This window comes from Pseudomonas fjordensis, from assembly GCF_976987115.1.
In genome coordinates this window covers 5,276,043-5,293,405 of the sequence record NZ_OZ336860.1, presented here as the reverse complement: position 1 = coordinate 5,293,405, position 17,363 = coordinate 5,276,043, and the positions used below count along the sequence as shown (strand labels likewise).

The following is a 17,363-nucleotide window of genomic DNA, read 5'->3' as shown; positions in this document are numbered from 1 at the left end:
GAGAAACCCATGAAAGTGCTATTTATGTGTACGGCAAACAGCTGCCGGAGCGTTCTCTCGGAGGGGTTGTTCAACCACCTGGCCCCGAGCGGTTTTAACGCCGTCAGTTCGGGCAGCTTCCCAAGCGGACAACTGAATCCACGCGCCGTGAGTACGTTGCAAGCGCTTGGTATCGACACCACAGATCTCTACAGCAAAGGCTCAGAGGTGTTTTCGGACTCACCACCGGATGTGGTGATCACCGTGTGTGATAAGGCTGGAGGCGAACCCTGCCCGGTCTATTTCGGGCCTGCTGTCAAAAGCCACTGGGGCCTCGCCGACCCTTCCGATGTAGAAGGCACAGACAGCGACATCCAAGCCGCATTTGACGCGACCGTCGTCCAGATTAAAAAGCGTTTCGAGGCATTCTTCAGCTTGGATCATTCGGCGCTCACACCGCAGGAACTGAAGCGCGAGCTAGATCAAATAGGTGAACTGTAATGGACGAATTTTCCTCGGAAAGCAGCCTGGATCTACCTAATCTGGATCAGTCGCTAATCGACTTCGTCACACTGGATCGCCTGCAAGGCAACGAGCAACCGACTCACAAACCACGCATCTTGTTGCTGTATGGCTCAACCCGTGAGCGCTCTTTCAGCAGGCTGCTGACCCAAGAGGCCGCGCGCATCCTGACCCTAATGGGAGCCGAGACCGTCATCTTTGATCCCTCGGGTCTGCCTCTCCCTGATGACGCTCCGGAAGACCATCCAAAGGTTAAAGAGCTGCGGGATCTGGTTCTGTGGTCAGAGGGACAGGTGTGGTGTTCGCCAGAGCGTCACGGTGCAATGTCTGCTGTATTCAAAGCCCAAATAGACTGGATACCTCTCACGTTGGGCGCTGTCCGCCCCAGCCAGGGCAAGACGTTGGCCGTCATGCAGGTCTGCGGTGGATCACAGTCCTTCAACACGGTAAACCAGCTTAGGATCCTCGGGCGCTGGATGCGGATGATCACCATCCCAAACCAGTCGTCAGTACCCAAAGCCTTTCTGGAGTTCGACGACGCAGGGCGTATGAAGCCATCCGCCTACTACGACCGTGTTGTGGACGTGATGGAGGAACTGATGAAGTTCACGCTGATGGTTCGGGGCCGGGAAACGTATTTGGTAGACCGCTATTCGGAGCGCAAGGAAAGCGCCGAAGCACTCTCGAAACGAGTCAATCAAAGATCGATTTGAGCGACCAAGGGGATAGAGGATGAGCAACACCACAGTAAGGATTGCGCAGATTTCGGACGCTCAAGCCATCCAGGCAATTTACGCACCGATGGTTGAGCATACGGCGATTTCGTTTGAGCTTGAGCCGCCCACAGTCGAAGAGATGGCCAAGCGGATTGGGTCGACTTTGCCGACTTACCCGTATCTGGTAGCGGAGCGAGACGGCCAGCTCATCGGCTATGCATATGCCAGTCAGCACCGGGCTCGTGAGGCCTATCGCTGGTCGGTCGACGTCACCGTTTATATATCGCCAGAAGCGCACCGTAGCGGGGTCGGCCGGGCACTGTATGGCGTGTTGCTGCCGACATTGAAAAGGCAAGGGTTTCACGCAGCCTTTGCCGGGATCGCGCTGCCAAACGATGGCAGCGTGGGGCTGCATGAAGCACTAGGCTTCGCTCACATCGGTACGTATCCAGAAGTAGGATTCAAGCATGGCGCTTGGCATGATGTTGGATATTGGCGTATCGCGCTGGATTCAACGAGTCCGCCAAAACTGTCCGTGCCTTTCAGTGAGATCAGTCTCTTCTGAATGGGTCTCGACGGCCATTATGAGCGATGGGAAGATTCTAATACGTAACAAAGTCAATTATGTTCGACTCCTCGAAATGAATACGAGCAAAGTGGGTAAAATCGAAATAGATTTGCCACTTTCGGAAGTTTGCAGATATCGAACGAAACTATTGTTGCCGATGGGGAGGCCTATTAGATTCCAGAAAACAAAAGTAATGGTTCCAAGTACGTTTACAAGGTCTCAGCCACTAAGAAGCAGTGATATACCGCAGATCTACAAATTGGTCGCCAATGCTTGTCTCGCGTTGCCGGCCGCGTCGGGCTCAATGAGGTCACTTGCCAACTGACGCTTATCCTGCAGCATTTGCCAAAGCATCTGGTCGATTGTGTTTTCCACCAGCGGGATTTTCACCACGACCATGCGCAATTGCCCATTGCGGTAGGCCCTGTCCTCAGCCTGGTCCTGCAGTCCAGGCGTCCAGGGGAGGCCCAGGAACATCACATAGTTGGCCGCAGTGAGGTTGTTGCCGGTGCCGGCAGCGGAGGTAGTGGCGGCAAAGACGCGGGTTTCTGGATCACTTTGGAATTGATCGATCGCCTTCTGCCGTTTGCCTACAGAGTCACTGCCGACAACCGTGACGCACCCGTACTCAGCTTGCTTGCACCGAGTGCGAAGTGTTCCTACCGTATCCTTGAACTCACAGAACAAGATTACTTTGTCCTCCGCGTCCAGTTCGCACAGCAGATCCATTACGACACGAATCTTTACCTGCTCAAGCAACTGACGCAGTGATCCCAACCTGGCGAGGCTAGGCCTGTCTTCGAGCCGAATTTGATCGTATTGCTTGCGCTCTTCAGCAGTGAGTTCGATGGGTAAAGTTTGGCGCTGTTTGCCCTTGAGACCGGGCAAGACATCCTTGCGTCGACGGAGCATCCAATCGCCGATTGCGCCCCGCAGATTCATGCGGAAATCCTGACTGCCGGCGAACTGTTCGCAGAATTCTTTCAAGGGCAGTTTCCCAACGGGGTGGCCGGATAGCCGTAGCAGCGTGTGCAGCTCAGATTCTCGGTTGAGGACTGGCGTACCCGTCAGCAGGTAACGGTTGGGTATCTTGGCGGCAATGTCGAAGCCGTGACGTGTCCACGCGGCGGTCGGCTCTTTCAGGCGGTGCGCCTCGTCGATGATCATCACTTCAAAGTGTCCTGCATGCAGAACAAAATCGCCAAGGCGTTCGTAGTTGGTGATAATCCATTGCGAAGAGGGATCAAAGACCTGTTGGCCGATAGTGGCCTTGGGATACACCATCTGGATTTCGCGTTGCCAGTTGATGATCAACGTCGACAGGGTGATAACCAAGATGGGTCTATTAGCTGCTCGGATTGCAGCGGCAATGATTGCTTGGCGAGTTTTACCAAGCCCCATGTCATCCGCAAGCAAGGCGCTTGTGCGCTGTAGCAAGTGCCGGATGCCTGCCGGTTGATGGTCCAGTAAAGAATAACCAGCCAATGCCTGGTTAATCTGTTCGGTAGTGGACCCGGTGCGCTCGATTGAGGGCACCGCGGCTAAATACACATCGGTTGAGGTGCTATCGTCAGCCGCTTTTGCTGCGCGCTCTTGTGGCGGTCCACCAAGACTGATGCGGGTGATTTCATCAGCTGGAACAACGGATCCGTCGGTCAGCAGCTCTTGCACGGTGTCGAGGATTTCGAACTGATCCTCCGACAATCCAAGCTCCAGGATCAAGTTGCTTCGCACCACTTCCGCACCAGCGTCAATGCGCCAGGACTTGGAATGCCCGAGAAACACGCCGTGCATGCGCCTTGAAACGGCGACCGCGCCAGGATGGTAGTCACCTGACAGCAGGATCCCGCCCTGAACGAGTGGAGCTATCCGAAAGGTCAGCCCCCACGTGAATGCCTGCCGATCTGGGTCGTTTTGTGCGGCTGTGATTTTATGTGAAAACGTCTCCCAACTTTCATTGAAACGGTCCTCGGACAACTCCATCAAACGGTGGAAGAGCACATCCAGGTCATCCAGCAACTTGCCTTTTGGTAATCGCCAATAGCGATGTTGAGGATGCTCGGCACGCCGAATATAGAAACCATTACGTTCGAGAAACAGCCGGTTCGCACCCTCAACGTATTGCATTAAGACCCCGAAGTCATAGCCGTCAAAAATGACTTTTTCGACCAGGTCCTGCCGGCGGTTCATCAGACGTGGACGACTCATGTCCTGCTCAATCGTTGGTTGATCCATTCCGCACAGGCCTGGGCATGCATTTTTTTCCGGTTTCGATTTGTATAGCGCGACATGGATAGTGTTTGGTCGGGCCATTCCAGGTTAATGGCGAGCTCACCCGATTTGATCTTTGCCCAAAACCATTGATAGGCCCGGTCAACCCTGGAGCCCGACTTAGGTGTGCGATTGCGGAGCCCTCTCAGTTGTATCGTCACCAGGTGTTTGGGAGTCAATTTTGCTAACGTTTCGCCCCAGGCACTTTCATCCATTTGGATTTCTGCAGAGGCCAACGATTTCCCGTTTTCGCGAACCGAAAAAAGACGGCAGATGCCCCGATAAGCACTGTAGTCGTAACCATCAATGCAATGGCCCAGCGCTCGATGTTCCGCATCAAGATCGGCGGGGCACTTCAGTTCGATAATTTGCAGCCCATTTGGACTCACGAGGGGTGTGCTGGTTGAATAAAGCAGCGGCTTCCAGGGCGTTAAAGAGTCTGTTCTTGTTTGTGGATCTACTGCATCTAAAGCCTCACGGATGTCTATCAACGCGAGGTGAAAGCCATTCACCAAGCTGGCGATCTGGTGATAGGAAGCAGTAGCAATGAAGCTTTTGAGTTTCTGCAGTGCTTCACCAGAAGCTGGTCCGTCGCTCTCATCAACGTTGTTAAAGAGCTCGTTCAGGTCTCGAAAGTCGTCGGCGATTTTGGACCAATTGTCGTCCGACCAATCAGTTGGACACCCTGACAGCAGCCTGTTCCAGTCCTGCGTTTGATCCAGCAGTTGATACGGGATTTTATCCAGCAGCGCGAAGAGAGTGATCCAGTGCGCTTTTTTAAGAGGACGGCGATTGCCCAGTGAGGCTCCCAGCAGCAGTCGATGCCAGGGTCCTTGTGGCCCCTCGCGGCTGATACGGGTCAATGCACTGCCGGTATCGAATACCCGCTGTTGACCCAGGTAGCGCACTGCAGCGCGCGGCGCCTGTAGCAGCCAAGCCAGTGTGTCGGAAAGGGGGAGGCCCGCGTCGGCTATGCGACCTACCAGGCACTCTTCAGCGGAAATCAAATAACGGTCCTCACTCCAGTATGGGCGCCACGCCTGAAGTTCATCCCATGGGCAGTTCATGTATACCTGCTGCTGCCCATCCCACGGCCACGGCCATTGATCTGCTAGTACCAGAAGTGGAATCAGTACTGGCTGGGCTTTTAGGGCCTGAAGGCGGCGTTTTCGGTCACCTTGAGCCAGCCAGTTATAGAGCTTGGGTGAGGGACATTGCGCTGAACGAATGGCGAATAAAAGCTCTTGGTCCAGACACTGGCAAAACTGCTTCAGCGTGCTGCCAATCTGCTTCAGGTAAAATCGGGTGCGGGGATTGAAGTACCGATTGTTGCTCGCCGTCCAATCGAAGCCGCGGCGATTAAAGCTTCCTAGATCTTCAATCGAAAGGGCTTTCGCCCTCTCTCCAGCAGACTTGCAGAAGGAGGTCAGTAGGACGTCTGCATACCAGCGTTTTTCAAACCTGAGCAGTAGCTGCTGGGCCACCATTGCGGTGGGTTTTCTCTTATGCACGCGGTCCTTGCTGAAGATTTTGCAGGCCTTAACCTGATGACCATCGAAGTACTGGAGGTGATCGCCGATTCTGGCCAGGAGCCGCCGTGTTTGATCATCTGTAGAGGGCAGGGCTACGCACCAGCAACGAGTATGGACAGTGGAACTCAGATAGGTATCGATGAAGGAGGTCAGCTGGGAGGGCGGTACGTTAAATTGTAAAGCCCAGGTCTGGGCGACTTCAATTTGCCGGTCTGAGAACTTCTCCAGCTTCGGCGCTAAGATGCGCAGCCCCACCACCGATTGTCTCTTCTGTACGCTCACCCATGACCTCCTCTGCAATTTCGCAGAGGACTGTCAGGTATAGGAATGGTGGGCTTCTAGGGTTAATGCGTAACGGCGTTGTCGGTGATTTATATCGGCAATGGCAGAAGTCACACCCCTCTGGGTTTATTGAGATCTGGTTTGCCATTCAAGTTTGGAAAACTCACCTTGCATCCATTCGATTTGAAGCCTGTGCAACCCCAAAAGTCATAGCCACCGCCCCCTTTTTTTGTCGCCTTGCGAGGGGTTGATTGCACTTGGGACAGTTGAAAGCGCCACCTGCTGTGGCTGGGCGTGGAGCGGACGCCATCGGCACACTCGGCATTCCACGTTGCTGAGACAGTTCCTCTTCCAGGCGTCTATGCAGACGCGCAACGACAGCTCCATAGGTGTCTTGGCCCTGGGCGACTTTGTCCAAATCCCGCTCCAGCTCCCTCGTAAAATCGAGCTCCACGAAACTGTAGAACCCTTCCAGCTTCGCGATTGTTTCCTCCCCCAGCGGCGCCGGTACCAGCTTGCGGCTTTTTTCCTCAATCATTCCTTTGCTGGTGATGTTCTTCAAGATCGAGGCGAACGTGCTGGGACGACCAATACCGCGGCGCTCCATTTCTTTGATTAGACTGGCCTTGGTGTAGCGGGATGGCGGCTGAGTTTTCTTCTTCAGCAGTTCTCCGTTGTGCACAGAGATGATCTGTTTTGGTGTGAGTGCAGGAACTGGGTTGCTCGCTGCTCCATCTTCCTCATCGTCTGTGTCATCGCCCTTGAGCAGTTTCCGCCACCCAGGATGAAAAAGGGTTTCACCAGTTGCATTGAATCGCAAAGCCTTACCATTTGGGCCAACCGCGAGCAGTTTTACAGCACGCACGTCGAATACCGCCGCTTCGATCTGGCTGGCCAGCGCCCGGACCCAAATCAACTTGTACAGGGCGAGTTCCTCGTCGTTCTCACCAGCTTTTGTATCAGCCCAATGCGTCGGGGTAATAGCGGGGTGGCCTTCCTGCGCGCCTTCGGCGGCCTTGAATGTACGTCGCTCGTCGACGGTCTTCAATCCGATAGATCTAGCTACGGTTCTAATATCCTCCATGGCCTCGTCTGGTACGTTGGGATTATCCGTCCTGTGGTAGGTGATCACGCCTTGTTCATACAATCGCTGGGCGACTTGCATGGTCTTGTCCGGGTCCCATTTCAAGGCGTTGCTGGCTGCTTGTTGAAGGGTGGAAGAGATGAAGGGCGCGGGTGGGTGGCGCTCGGCCTTGCGGTCTTCACAGGACTCGACGACGACATTACGTGTGCCGGCGACGAGTCGGGCCAGGTTGGCATCTTGAACGTAAGGAAAGTCTTTGCTCGCGAAATCCGGTACCGGTTGCCAGTCTGCATACCAGGTGGTGCCCTGATTCATATCCACAAAGTTCAGACGCACACCGAAGTGGTTGATTACCTGAAAGTTGCGGATCTCGCGCTCGCGCAAAACCACCAGGTATACGGCAGGCGATTGCACGCGGCCTGCAGAGGTGGGCTTGCCCATCAGTCGGCGTAGCTCCTGAGTCACCAGGTAACCCACCAAACGATCAAGTACACGCCGGCATTCTTGTGACGCGACTCTGTTCAAATCGATTTGGCGAGGATTGGCTAGAGCCTCTGCGACACGCTTCAGGGTGATTTCATTGAAGGTGATGCGTTTGTAGGATTTGACCGCCAGTACCTGCTGGATGTGCCAGCTGATGCTTTCACCTTCGCGATCCGGATCGGTTGCGAGGTAGATTTCATCGGCCTGTTTAGCTGCGGCCTTGATGGTCCGCACGGCCTTGGCGCTCTTATCCAGGATCTCGTACACCGGTGTGTAATTTTTGCGGACGCCTGTGGTGATCATGCTGTCGTCCTGCCCTCTGGCGGGCAAGTCACGTATGTGCCCACCACTGGCGACAACCAACCAGTGTTCGCCTGGGCGCAGTTTCTTCATCATTGGCTGAAGCTTTTTCAGCTTCCCAGGTGCCTCGATGATCAATAGCTTCACGGTGTGCCCCTTCTCAATTATGCAGAGCGGGACTGTCACGTCATGGCAGGTAAGGCTTCAATGGGAAATGGTCAATGCACAACGGGAGGCTTTTAGCGGCTAGAGGTCCAGCGTCAGCTGCTGTTCCTGGGCAAAGCCCTTTAGCCACGACGCGCGCATCGCAGGATGGTGGTAAGGGCAGTCATACACCCGTAGCCCTTTTCGGGCGGCGTCAGCACCGGCTATTTGAACGGCAGTATGGGGGTTATTGAATTGCCGCCTATCTGCTGGTTTCAAAGAAGTTCGAGATTGCGCCATTGGCTATCGGTCCCCGAAGAACAGATCTATCAGACAGTAACATCACGAATAGCGCATTTTTTTGCATCAAAAACGGAAGTTTTAAACTTCTGTGCTTGAGATAGCCGAATGGAAGTGTGACTCAACCTGAAAGTTAACGAATGGCGCGATTTTTTGCCAACCAATTGGCGGTTTGATGTCAATTCGAAGCTGGCTCGTCCGTCCAGTTCGCAACTCTGATCCACGCGATGAAGTCCTGAGTGGATTGTCCGCTTTGAACACGTAGTTGTTCCAGCTTGCCGTATAAGTGTTCAGTCATTTCGTCGTCGTCGTCAAAGTCGACGCGGTATTCAGTATCTAAGCGGTATTCATCGAGCAAGGTGTTGATAAATCGGCGGGCTTGCCAGGTATCAAGGTCTGTCTCTCCACGGCCCCCCATCAGATACTCTCCCGTTCGCCACCCAACTGGAGCCCATGATGCTCGGTTTATGTCCAGGGTGAGCCCGTAGTAGTCCGGAGCATTCACCTCGCTTTCATCAAAGTAAGCCCAGTAAACACGGCCTAAAGCTGGGTGCTCTGCGCCAATGACAACGTACCCTGTTGGGTCCCTCAAAACTTCATCCATCGGCACGTCCTAATTTGTAGTGGTTCTCTAATGAGGTCGGGGGAAACGATGAGCTGTTTCCCCCAACACCGACAGCTACACGAATGGGCCGAAAAATTAAGCCCCTGTTTTCAGAATTGCGGTGGATCGGTATCTGGATATTCATCCGGGCCTGGAGCTGGCTGCGGCCGCGATTCGGGTCTGTTGGACTGTTGCGAATTCTGGTTTTGCGAAGGCGCCAGATTCACCATGGTCACGCGGTGTGGCAGCATGCCGACCCGGCTGGCCTGGATTTTCAAAGCTTCGAATTCGCCATCGTCGTTCTTCCAACGGTCCATAACGGCGCGACCGGAAACCAGCACTCGCATACCTTTCTGGAACAGTTGCGAATAATGCTCGGCGTCCTTGTGCCACCACTCCACATTCGCCCAAAAACCGCCACGATCTTCGTAGCCGCCTTTGCCATCCGGAATCGAATTGTCGAAGTAAACGTTGGCTCGCATGAGTCGACGTGGGTCTTTATTGCCGTTGGGGAATTCTTTGAATTCCGGTGCAGAACCGATATTGCCTTCCCAGCCTTGTACGGGCGTGCCCATGAGTATTCTCCGAGGTTATTGGTGTTGCGTTGGGTTGTTGAGCTGCTGCAGGCGAGCGGTATACACGGCCTCTGCCTGGCCCATTTTTTCTGCGCACTCGGCGGCCTGTTTGGTGATCGAGTGCAGCAAACTCATTTGCATATTCAAGGTGATGCGCTGCAGCTCCATCACGTAAAGATCCTGCAGCATGGATTCCGGTGTTCTGGGTGAGCCCATCATTTCTGCCCAAACCCCTACGCCCATCCGCCGATCTGTCACCTGCTGCCATCTCAAAAACTGGGTGCCGGCTTGGGTGTTCTGCTCAGTCAACCGCACTGGAACTAGGGTGAATGGATATCGGCGGGCCTGGCTCAGCACTTCCTGGGCAAGAGCTTTTAAGTCCGATTCTTGAGCTCGGCAAAGATCGGCAAATTGGGTCAGCTCCCCCTTACCTTTAAAAGGCTTTAAAAGGCCCTTTAGTGAGGCAGCCTGTTGCAGTCGCTGAAAGGCTTCCTGTTGCAGTGGCCGGAAGGCGGTCTGTTGCAGCGACCCATCATTGGAGGGAATCTGGCCCATGCTCTTTAACCCTCAACGGGGTCATCGAGATGATCATCCGTCTCGGTTTGCTGCTGACCGCGGATGATCGGTGGCGCGAAATTCGAACGGCGGGTGCCTTCCAGGATGTCTTGTGGCAGCTCACCGTACCGCTCGTACATTTTGCGGGCTGCTTCAGCCTTGGCATTGTTTGCAGCGAAGTCGTCGCGGGCAGCGCCTGAGTACTTATAGATCTGGGCCAGACCAAACAGTCTCCGCAGTACCGCTGCGCCTTCGTCGATCCAGGTTTCCATATCGTGGCGCCCGACAAGGCCAACGTGCTGGGCCAACAGAATGCGTCTGACAATTTCGTCGTAGTTCGTCAGCAGGTACACAGCCTGAAATCCCAGGGGATTGGAGATGTACAGCGGGAGGCTGACAGGCTGGATCGAGAGGTTTTCGCTAATGCTGATGGCCGGTGGAAGAGAGGCCATGGCTGTGTCCAGGCGATCTTCGATGGTCTTTAACGCTTCCTTGGAATCGTTGATCTTTTCCTCGAGGAGGATCATCCACCAGTCAGAGTAGGGATCATCCTGTTGGGCGCCTCGAGACATTCGATTGACGACAGTGCAGAACCCTGACAGACCAATGATGCCGGCTTTGAGGTCATTTTTAGGGCGCCCCATCCATATACGAGCGGCGTGGTGAGTGTGAAGGGTGAGCTTCACATCGCTGCGCAGTGAACCGATGTTGAGCCGGAAGTTATCAGCCATGGTGCAGTGTTTCCTTGGGAAGAGGATTGACGTACCCATGCTGCAATTTGGCTATAGGAGACGCAGCATTAAATACGTAGCCCGATGGAAGGGGATTTGTTGAGGCTTCTATATAGGAAGAGCTGAAACTCGCCGGTGCGGACCGAATCCCTTGCGTGGCGGCCACCTCCGGTGCCGGATGCTGTCAGGGTGTTGTGGGCCACAACACTTGCCATGTCGCCGGCACGGATGCCGGATCCTGCCAAGGTGGTGCGGGCCGCACCACTTATATGGCTGCCACCTCCGGTGCCGGATGCTGTCAGGGTGTTGTGGGCCACAACACTTGCCATGTCGCCGGCACGGATGCCGGATCCTGCCAAGGTGGTGCGGGCCGCACCACTTATATGGCTGCCACCTCCGGTGCCGGATGCTGTCAGGGTGTTGTGGGCCACAACACTTGCCGTGTCGCCGGCACGGATGCCGGATCCTGCCAAGGTGGTGCGGGCCGCACCACTTATATGGCGGCCACCTCCGGTGCCGGATGCTGTCAGGGTGTTGTGGGCCACAACACTTGCCATGTCGCCGGCACGGATGCCGGATCCTGCCAAGGTGGTGCGGGCCGCACCACTTATATGGCGGCCACCTCCGGTGCCGGATGCTGTCAGGGTGTTGTGGGCCACAACACTTGCCGTGTCGCTGGCACGAATGCCGGATCCTGGGCAAGTGATTTGGGCCGAGTCACTTGCGTGGCGGCCGCGGCGTATTTCGGTTCCTGTCAGGGTGTTGCGGGCCGCAACACTTGCTGTGTAGCTGGCACAGATTCCGGTCACGACCGCTTCGCTCTGGGCCGCGTTACCACGATATTCTGGTTGTCCACCTGACATCATGGATGTGTACCCCGATTAGGCTTCAGCAGATGCAGCATTCCGCTGAGTGTGTGTTTTGCGGTTTGTATCGACTCAGGGCTACGCGTCTGCGTTAGCGTCTTCGTCGGCTGCTCTGCGCCCTCTGGCGGGGCTGAAGCGTCTTGACGCTCGGGGCTCGCTTTTGCCTTGTCGTCAGGGTTCCATTGGCTGTTGAAATCGCCGCGAACGGCCATGCCGACGAGCGTCATTAAGTATCCAAGCGGGTTTCGGACCCCTCCCGAGTCACAGCGGTGGACCCATTGTTTGATGAGCGCGGTTTTCAACTCTGCTGGAACCTTTTGCAGCGCCAGGACCGCGTTCTGTTTTTGCTCGACCGGTAGTCGATGCAGTGCACCGAGCAAATCGGCAGCGATGTCGTTTGGTGTGGGCGGTACATGTACAGAGCTTTTACAAACATCTTTGTGTGTATCTGTATACGTACTATATGAGTTCGGATGCCGAACTAAGTCCGAACTCAGTGATTTACGGCTGAGTTCGGCATCCGAACTCTGCTCCAAAGCGATTCGCTCTTCGCCTTTTTCACTGAGTTCGGTATCCGAACTCAGTGGAGATAGAGCTATATTTTGCTGAGTTCGGATTCCGAACTCAGTCGCTTTAAGAACGACTGGAGCCTGCGCTTTGGTCCAGGCCTGGCTATTCATGCGGGATTCGATGATGTCCAGCCTGCTAGGTAAGCGTTGGCCAACATCAGGATCAGCTGCAAATTCCTTCCAGGCAATTTCTGCCACTTCGCGAATCACCTTGGTCTGGTGCTGCATTGACTGCGCGAGTAGCTGCAAGTAGTCCTTGTCGAACTCTATAGCTTCGGCCGGTGTGACCGGTTCGTCGTGAAGCAGGTAGACGTTGCCTTGCACTTGTCCACTCAGATCATTGCGCACCCGTCGCCCCAGGCTAAGCCAACGGGTGAGACGTAAGGTCACTAATGCTTTTGATACAGTTTCACGCGAGGCAGGCCTACCGGGTTGCATACCCAAATATGGCCGCAGTTGGTCATAGGTAGGGAACGCCGTAAGGCCGTCGTCATTGATCAGTAGGCGAAATACCTGCCAGGTGTTTCTTTCAAGCGGGGTTAAGCGATCATCCAAAAGCAATCGGCGAGGAACCGTTTCGTGTGGGTTCCCGCTGAAAATAATTCCGGAGTAGGGGGAAGACCCTTCAATCCCCGGAGGCGCCGACTCTTTTTTCTGAAGCAAATGAGCTTCAAGGTGACCCGAGGCCGAGTCTAAAAGCGTCGACAAGGGAAGCCGAGACAACCTCATAATACAGAGTCACCTTCCACCGATGTCGCTGCAGGCTGTGCAAGTCGTTGAGAAGACACAAGCTGTAGCCTTCTCGGAAGGCCAGGGTTTGCAGGAGGGTAAAGCCCTTCCTTTATCCAGGACTGAATGCGATGCCAGATGATGGCCAGGCTGAGGTTTTCGTGGGTCTCATCTGGGCTAGTATCCTGTGGAGCATTGAGTTCCTCGGCGACCAACATGGCGATGTCCAGCAACGCGAGACTGTCGCCAAGCTCTACCTGATGCTCTTGCATTAGGTGCGTCCATCGGTACCAAAGCTGAGCGTCCATCTCCTCACTGAATTCGCGCCAACGGCCACGACGTGCCGTCACGCCGATCATTAGGCGTTGAAGGGCCACATCCTGCGGAGACAGCCCGAAGAACTGTTGCAGCATTTGAGTGGTCGCGCCAAGTCGCAGCGCACGTTCAATCATGCGCACTTCTTCATCAGAACGCTGCGCGCCTGACAGTAGTTTTTTTACCATGTCCCCATCAATGGTGACGTTGCACCAAGACACGGGAGTGTTAAGCAGCAAGCTCAGTACTGAAGGTTGTTGGAGCTGAGCCAATATCTCTGGCTCCAGGCCCATTTCGATGCAGCGCCGAAGTTGGCCATTACGCATGTGATGAAGCACCTGTGACAGGATTGCTTCATTTATTGGTGTCTTGGACATGACGACTCCCCCTTGTAGAGTCCGTGTGTTAACTGGCTGAATTCGGACCGTTGTTGGCGACTGACTGGATTTCCAGGTCAATCAAACGTCTTGCGAGACGAATAATGCGGAACAGCTTCACTAGAGCGCCGTCGCTGAGACGGCATTCACTTTCAGGGGGCTGATCTTTTGTGTGAGGCTGGCCCAGTAAGATCTGGCCCAGTCCGGCTGCGAACTCAAAGTCAGCCAACGCGTCGATTTGAAGCTTGGGTTGCTGCTGAATCATTTTCAGTACGATGGCCATCGAGCCGCTCAAAGACTGGAGCAGCGTCAAGGTATGTTGGGCTGTGGCAGTAATTTCGACTTCCGCTTCGGGGTGTCGGTAGCTGAACCCGACGCCACCATCGATATCGATAAATTGACCTGGGGCTTTGACCGAGCTGGCTATTTCGCGAGCCAATTGAGCGATGTGCTGACGCAGGGTCGCGGTATTGTCTATTTCGCGTTCGATGTACCAAAGGTCAGAAATGGGATTGAGTCCGCCAGCTTGAACAGGGATGGCCACCAAGGCATTGGAGGCGAAGTCGGGCAAGACCTCACCGTCAAGCGCAGCGAGCTCCCGTTTCATCTTGTCGACTCTGGGAGAAGTCTTCACAGGGCTCGCAACGTGCCCATCGATACGTGCTTGGCGCTCTTGTGGGCTCATTTGCTCCTGCGGAGTTGGGGCCAGTTGCTGTTGCACCCCTTGAGGTGAAGGACTCTCTTTGGAGGGCGTCGTCTTATGTGTGCTGCCCCCCGAAGTAGTAGGGGGTAGTTGTAGAGGGTTCTGATTAGCCTCAATGCCATTGTTCGAAACGTTAAGTTGAGTCCCCCCCTCAAATTGCGATGCAGGGTACTGTGGCAGCTCAAGAACCGGCGTAGACCGGCGCAATTGGTCCTGGTTCTGAGTGATTTCCAACAGTATTTGCTCGTAGCCGAGGTTCAGCGGCTTTTTAAGGTGATCTATCAGTTCGTCCTGAAATCGCTGGAATAGAAATTCTTCAGCGTCGCCCTCAAACTGGGACAGTACATCTTGGAAAAGCGTATCGAAATCAAGGTGCTGCTCCTGCTCTTGATAATTGCGATCCCAGCACTGAAGAGCTGTTTTGCGCAAAGACAGAAGCTTTATGATTCTGTCTACTCCCAGTCCAGAGTACAGCGCGCCTGGAATTGCTGGCAGTAAGTACCGAATGGTGTCGTGCATACGACTCAAGTGAGACGCGGAGACCGGGTAGCCATCCGCTGACAGCCGCCGTGAAAGCTCACGTAATGAGATAGACTCCCCTGCCTCTGTTTCATACAGCGCTCTCGCTTTGTCGACCCCAATAGCCCGCTCAATGAACAGGAGCTGGCCTTGGAGGTCGTTTTCAGCCAAGTGGCCGGTGAGCGAGATGATTTCGCCCCGAACGGCGTCCCAGGGTCGAAATAGGCAGTGAAACTTGAAGTACTTCTCGTCGCCGGTCTCACGATACAACTCGTTTAAAATTGCCAGGCGAGTGTTGCCGCCGTTGCGGATCCGGTACTTATCTTCCCCAGGTTTACGAGTGACGGGAGGTGGCGTATCGAGTCCCCGATTTCGTATCGACTCTTTAATTTCATCGTACTTCGGGTTACGAGTCGTCCTTGGGTTTTCGTCATACGGCAGCGTTTCGTCGAGAGTCAACAGCATGGGGGTATCGACGATGGGGTCGCTCATTCGCGCTGCCACCGGCGACTTCGATTCAAACGCCGGCAGCAACAGCTTATCTTTCATGGTTTGGGCCAAAGACGCTTTCATACTCTGGCTCCTGGCTGCTCATAAGCCGGGCTTGCCGCCAAAAGCTGGTCAATGATTTTCAAAGCACGATCCAGAGCAGCTTCAAGTTCGGCAGTTGTCTCCAGCCGATAAACAATTTCTGAGTTCATCGACCTGGCGTTTTCACGTGCTTCCAACGCGATGCGTTCGCGCATCCCGTCGGGCAGGCGAATAACGAATTTTTCTTCATGCAGACGCTGTGGTTTGTTACTCATGGTGGGCTCCGATGCCTAGGGTAGAAAGTGTGTTCAGCGACGTTTCAACTGATCAGTGAGTTGGGTAGGTAACCCCTTGATGACTAATGAATTGGACGCCTCGTCGTACTCGATCTTGTCCCCTAGCAGATGCGCTTCAAAACTGATGGACAAGCCTTCGGCACGGCCGGTGAACCGACGGAATTGGTTGAGAGTGCGTTTATCCAGGGGGATTTCCGGCGACAGGCCGTAGTCCTTATTGCGGATATGGTCGTAGAACGCCTTGGGGCGATCTTCATCGATCAAGCCTGACAGTTCCTCCAGGCCCATGGGTTCACCGAGCTTGGCCTGGCTGGTGGCGTAGTCCACCAGGGCCTTGGTTTTCTCGCGGGCCGATTCGTCTGGCAGGTCTTCGTTTTCAACGAAGTCGCTGAACGCCTTGAGGAGGGCGCGGGTTTCGCCCGGGCCGTCGACGCCTTCCATGCAGCCAATGAAGTCGCTGAAATACCCCGAGATCTTCTTACCGTTTTTGCCTTTGATGTACGAGATGTACTGCTTGGATTGCTTGTTGTTCTGCCACTCGGACAAGTTGATACGCGCTGCCAGGTGCAACTGGCCAACGTCCAGGTGGCGTGAAGGAGTGACGTCCAGATCGTCAGTAACCACCACGCCTTCACTGTGGTGGAGCAGGGCGACAGTTAGGTAGTCGGTCATGCCTTGCTGGTAATGGGCAAACAGTACGTGGCCACCGGTGGAGAGGTTGGACTCTTCCATCAGCTTTTGCAGATGCTCGACCGCCGTGTGGCTGAAGGCGGTGAAGTCCTGGTCACCTTCAAAGTACTGCTTTAACCAGCCGCTAAACGGGTGCGCGCCGGACTCGGCATGGAAGAAACCCCAGGCCTTGCCTTGTTTGGCGTTATAGCTCTCGTTGAGGTCGGCAAGCATGTTCTCGATGGCGACCGATTCGGATAGCTCCGAATCGCGTGCCTGGAGAACAGCAGGTGTGCCATCGGGTTTTTTGTCGATCAGGTGGACGATGCAATGACGGATAGGCATTAGATTGCCTCCTGCGAGTGTAGGGTTTGAGCTCGATCAGCACGACGAATACGGGCTTTGGCGTTGAGGCCTGAGCGGTAATCGCTTGCGGTTGATGAGGTGTAAATCGATCCAAGGCCAGATTTCGTGAACTTGATATGGCCACCTTGAGTGCGAGACACCGTCCAGCCATTCGCTTCAGCAAACTTCACGAGTACACGAAGGCTCTCGCTTTTTCCGCGTAGGAGATTGGTGGTCATAGCTCTGCATCCCTGTCTGCCAGAACGTTACCGGTCTGGATCGCGATGATTTCAGCCTGATCGCCAGGAAACTTGGTACCGAGCTCATGCAAAAAGTGACGCGTAGCCTCACGTGCTCCAGGCACGCGGAACACCACGCTGCAGTGCTGAACTTCCGCGGGGTGTTGCAGGTGAGACATGACGGCCACTTTCAGCGAGCAGCACTGGAGGTAGCGGGGCACCCAAACCGACCAGAAGTAGCTGGATAGCAAGGCGCCCGCACAGAGCAGTTCAACGGTAATTGTTGCGCTGGGCGTGTTGGTCAGCTCGACGTAGCCGAGCTTCTCAAACTCCAACAGATCCTCACGCATGCTCATTGGGACCACGGTGCTGTGGTCACGAGCAAGGCGGCCGATCGCTTGAGCTAATGCGTCGAGCTCCACCGGGTTGATCCCAGATTTATGGGCATGAGCCACAGCAGAGGCTTCGAACACGGCACCGGCATGGATACTAGGAAATAGCTCGGCGCTACTGTGCATCCGACACCTCCTGAAGCTCCTCGATGTCATAGCTATTGCAA

General features: G+C 54.8%; 18 protein-coding genes and 1 pseudogene. 3 read left to right on the top strand and 16 right to left on the bottom strand.

Annotated features, from left to right (window positions below; all coding sequences use genetic code 11):
- Positions 1-9 precede the first annotated feature (9 nt).
- The 3 genes from ACWHXD_RS24135 to ACWHXD_RS24125 are packed head-to-tail and all read left to right on the top strand — an operon-like array spanning position 10 to position 1,782.
- On the top strand, positions 10-480 hold the full coding sequence (locus ACWHXD_RS24135; RefSeq protein WP_008437349.1) for an arsenate reductase ArsC: 471 nt from the start codon (positions 10-12) through the stop codon (positions 478-480).
- The gene (gene arsH, locus ACWHXD_RS24130; protein WP_008437348.1) at positions 480-1,214 is read left to right on the top strand and encodes an arsenical resistance protein ArsH; all 735 of its coding nucleotides are present in this window, start codon (positions 480-482) and stop codon (positions 1,212-1,214) included. Before ACWHXD_RS24135 ends, arsH begins: the two co-directional genes overlap by 1 nt.
- A gap of 19 nt (positions 1,215-1,233) precedes the next feature.
- Positions 1,234-1,782, top strand: a complete 549-nt coding sequence (locus ACWHXD_RS24125; protein WP_008437347.1) for an arsinothricin resistance N-acetyltransferase ArsN1 family B — start codon at positions 1,234-1,236, stop codon at positions 1,780-1,782.
- A gap of 255 nt (positions 1,783-2,037) precedes the next feature.
- Here ACWHXD_RS24125 and ACWHXD_RS24120 read toward each other — a convergent pair whose 3' ends face one another.
- The 16 genes and pseudogenes from ACWHXD_RS24120 to ACWHXD_RS24045 form a co-directional block, all read right to left on the bottom strand.
- Entirely contained in the window at positions 2,038-3,993 is a 1,956-nt protein-coding gene (locus ACWHXD_RS24120; RefSeq protein WP_024073377.1) for a DEAD/DEAH box helicase, read from the bottom strand.
- Positions 3,990-5,870, bottom strand: a complete 1,881-nt coding sequence (locus ACWHXD_RS24115) for a hypothetical protein (protein WP_019818088.1) — start codon at positions 5,868-5,870, stop codon at positions 3,990-3,992. The genes ACWHXD_RS24120 and ACWHXD_RS24115 overlap by 4 nt, the downstream gene beginning before the upstream one ends.
- A gap of 110 nt (positions 5,871-5,980) precedes the next feature.
- Positions 5,981-7,884: pseudogene (topA, locus tag ACWHXD_RS24110) on the bottom strand (type I DNA topoisomerase).
- A gap of 99 nt (positions 7,885-7,983) precedes the next feature.
- Complete coding sequence (locus ACWHXD_RS24105) at positions 7,984-8,181, bottom strand: CrpP family ICE-associated protein (RefSeq protein WP_073845721.1); 198 nt, start codon at positions 8,179-8,181, stop codon at positions 7,984-7,986.
- 178 nt (positions 8,182-8,359) lie between these two features.
- On the bottom strand, positions 8,360-8,785 hold the full coding sequence (locus tag ACWHXD_RS24100; RefSeq protein WP_008437339.1) for a hypothetical protein: 426 nt from the start codon (positions 8,783-8,785) through the stop codon (positions 8,360-8,362).
- Between the two features lie 110 nt (positions 8,786-8,895).
- The gene (locus ACWHXD_RS24095; RefSeq protein WP_008437336.1) at positions 8,896-9,360 is read right to left on the bottom strand and encodes a single-stranded DNA-binding protein; all 465 of its coding nucleotides are present in this window, start codon (positions 9,358-9,360) and stop codon (positions 8,896-8,898) included.
- A gap of 15 nt (positions 9,361-9,375) precedes the next feature.
- A complete protein-coding gene (locus ACWHXD_RS24090; protein ID WP_008437334.1) occupies positions 9,376-9,915 on the bottom strand; it encodes a DUF3158 family protein in 540 nt (179 codons plus the stop codon).
- Between the two features lie 5 nt (positions 9,916-9,920).
- A complete protein-coding gene (locus ACWHXD_RS24085) occupies positions 9,921-10,646 on the bottom strand; it encodes a PFL_4669 family integrating conjugative element protein (protein ID WP_008437331.1) in 726 nt (241 codons plus the stop codon).
- 68 nt (positions 10,647-10,714) lie between these two features.
- Positions 10,715-11,305, bottom strand: coding sequence for a hypothetical protein (locus tag ACWHXD_RS24080; RefSeq protein ID WP_124356005.1), 591 nt, complete (start codon positions 11,303-11,305; stop codon positions 10,715-10,717).
- A 203-nt stretch (positions 11,306-11,508) separates the two neighbouring features.
- Positions 11,509-12,810 carry an STY4528 family pathogenicity island replication protein gene (locus ACWHXD_RS24075; RefSeq protein WP_019816979.1) on the bottom strand — a complete coding sequence of 434 codons (1,302 nt, stop codon included), beginning with the start codon at positions 12,808-12,810 and terminating at the stop codon, positions 11,509-11,511.
- A complete protein-coding gene (locus ACWHXD_RS24070; protein ID WP_008437329.1) occupies positions 12,807-13,502 on the bottom strand; it encodes a DUF2857 domain-containing protein in 696 nt (231 codons plus the stop codon). The genes ACWHXD_RS24075 and ACWHXD_RS24070 overlap by 4 nt, the downstream gene beginning before the upstream one ends.
- A 28-nt stretch (positions 13,503-13,530) precedes the next feature.
- Positions 13,531-15,297 (bottom strand): ParB family protein, encoded by a 1,767-nt coding sequence (locus ACWHXD_RS24065; RefSeq protein WP_008437328.1) that lies wholly within the window; start codon positions 15,295-15,297, stop codon positions 13,531-13,533.
- Positions 15,294-15,530, bottom strand: coding sequence for an Arc family DNA-binding protein (locus tag ACWHXD_RS24060; RefSeq protein ID WP_008437327.1), 237 nt, complete (start codon positions 15,528-15,530; stop codon positions 15,294-15,296). Before ACWHXD_RS24060 ends, ACWHXD_RS24065 begins: the two co-directional genes overlap by 4 nt.
- A 33-nt stretch (positions 15,531-15,563) precedes the next feature.
- A complete protein-coding gene (yejK, locus tag ACWHXD_RS24055) occupies positions 15,564-16,565 on the bottom strand; it encodes a nucleoid-associated protein YejK (protein WP_008437326.1) in 1,002 nt (333 codons plus the stop codon).
- Complete coding sequence (locus tag ACWHXD_RS24050; RefSeq protein WP_008437325.1) at positions 16,565-16,804, bottom strand: type II toxin-antitoxin system HicA family toxin; 240 nt, start codon at positions 16,802-16,804, stop codon at positions 16,565-16,567. The genes yejK and ACWHXD_RS24050 overlap by 1 nt, the downstream gene beginning before the upstream one ends.
- The gene (locus ACWHXD_RS24045; protein ID WP_008437321.1) at positions 16,801-17,322 is read right to left on the bottom strand and encodes a hypothetical protein; all 522 of its coding nucleotides are present in this window, start codon (positions 17,320-17,322) and stop codon (positions 16,801-16,803) included. The genes ACWHXD_RS24050 and ACWHXD_RS24045 overlap by 4 nt, the downstream gene beginning before the upstream one ends.
- Positions 17,323-17,363: the final 41 nt, after the last annotated feature.

Coding starts and splice junctions, on each gene's coding strand:
- ACWHXD_RS24070 (WP_008437329.1), bottom strand. CDS start 13,502: ATGTCCAAGACACCAATAAATGAAGCAATCCTGTCACAGGTGCTTCAT.
- ACWHXD_RS24060 (WP_008437327.1), bottom strand. CDS start 15,530: ATGAGTAACAAACCACAGCGTCTGCATGAAGAAAAATTCGTTATTCGC.
- ACWHXD_RS24135 (WP_008437349.1), top strand. CDS start 10: ATGAAAGTGCTATTTATGTGTACGGCAAACAGCTGCCGGAGCGTTCTC.
- arsH (WP_008437348.1), top strand. CDS start 480: ATGGACGAATTTTCCTCGGAAAGCAGCCTGGATCTACCTAATCTGGAT.
- ACWHXD_RS24125 (WP_008437347.1), top strand. CDS start 1,234: ATGAGCAACACCACAGTAAGGATTGCGCAGATTTCGGACGCTCAAGCC.
- ACWHXD_RS24120 (WP_024073377.1), bottom strand. CDS start 3,993: ATGAGTCGTCCACGTCTGATGAACCGCCGGCAGGACCTGGTCGAAAAA.
- ACWHXD_RS24105 (WP_073845721.1), bottom strand. CDS start 8,181: ATGGCGCAATCTCGAACTTCTTTGAAACCAGCAGATAGGCGGCAATTC.
- ACWHXD_RS24085 (WP_008437331.1), bottom strand. CDS start 10,646: ATGGCTGATAACTTCCGGCTCAACATCGGTTCACTGCGCAGCGATGTG.
- ACWHXD_RS24050 (WP_008437325.1), bottom strand. CDS start 16,804: ATGACCACCAATCTCCTACGCGGAAAAAGCGAGAGCCTTCGTGTACTC.
- yejK (WP_008437326.1), bottom strand. CDS start 16,565: ATGCCTATCCGTCATTGCATCGTCCACCTGATCGACAAAAAACCCGAT.
- ACWHXD_RS24075 (WP_019816979.1), bottom strand. CDS start 12,810: ATGAGGTTGTCTCGGCTTCCCTTGTCGACGCTTTTAGACTCGGCCTCG.
- ACWHXD_RS24100 (WP_008437339.1), bottom strand. CDS start 8,785: ATGGATGAAGTTTTGAGGGACCCAACAGGGTACGTTGTCATTGGCGCA.
- ACWHXD_RS24065 (WP_008437328.1), bottom strand. CDS start 15,297: ATGAAAGCGTCTTTGGCCCAAACCATGAAAGATAAGCTGTTGCTGCCG.
- ACWHXD_RS24095 (WP_008437336.1), bottom strand. CDS start 9,360: ATGGGCACGCCCGTACAAGGCTGGGAAGGCAATATCGGTTCTGCACCG.
- ACWHXD_RS24045 (WP_008437321.1), bottom strand. CDS start 17,322: ATGCACAGTAGCGCCGAGCTATTTCCTAGTATCCATGCCGGTGCCGTG.
- ACWHXD_RS24090 (WP_008437334.1), bottom strand. CDS start 9,915: ATGGGCCAGATTCCCTCCAATGATGGGTCGCTGCAACAGACCGCCTTC.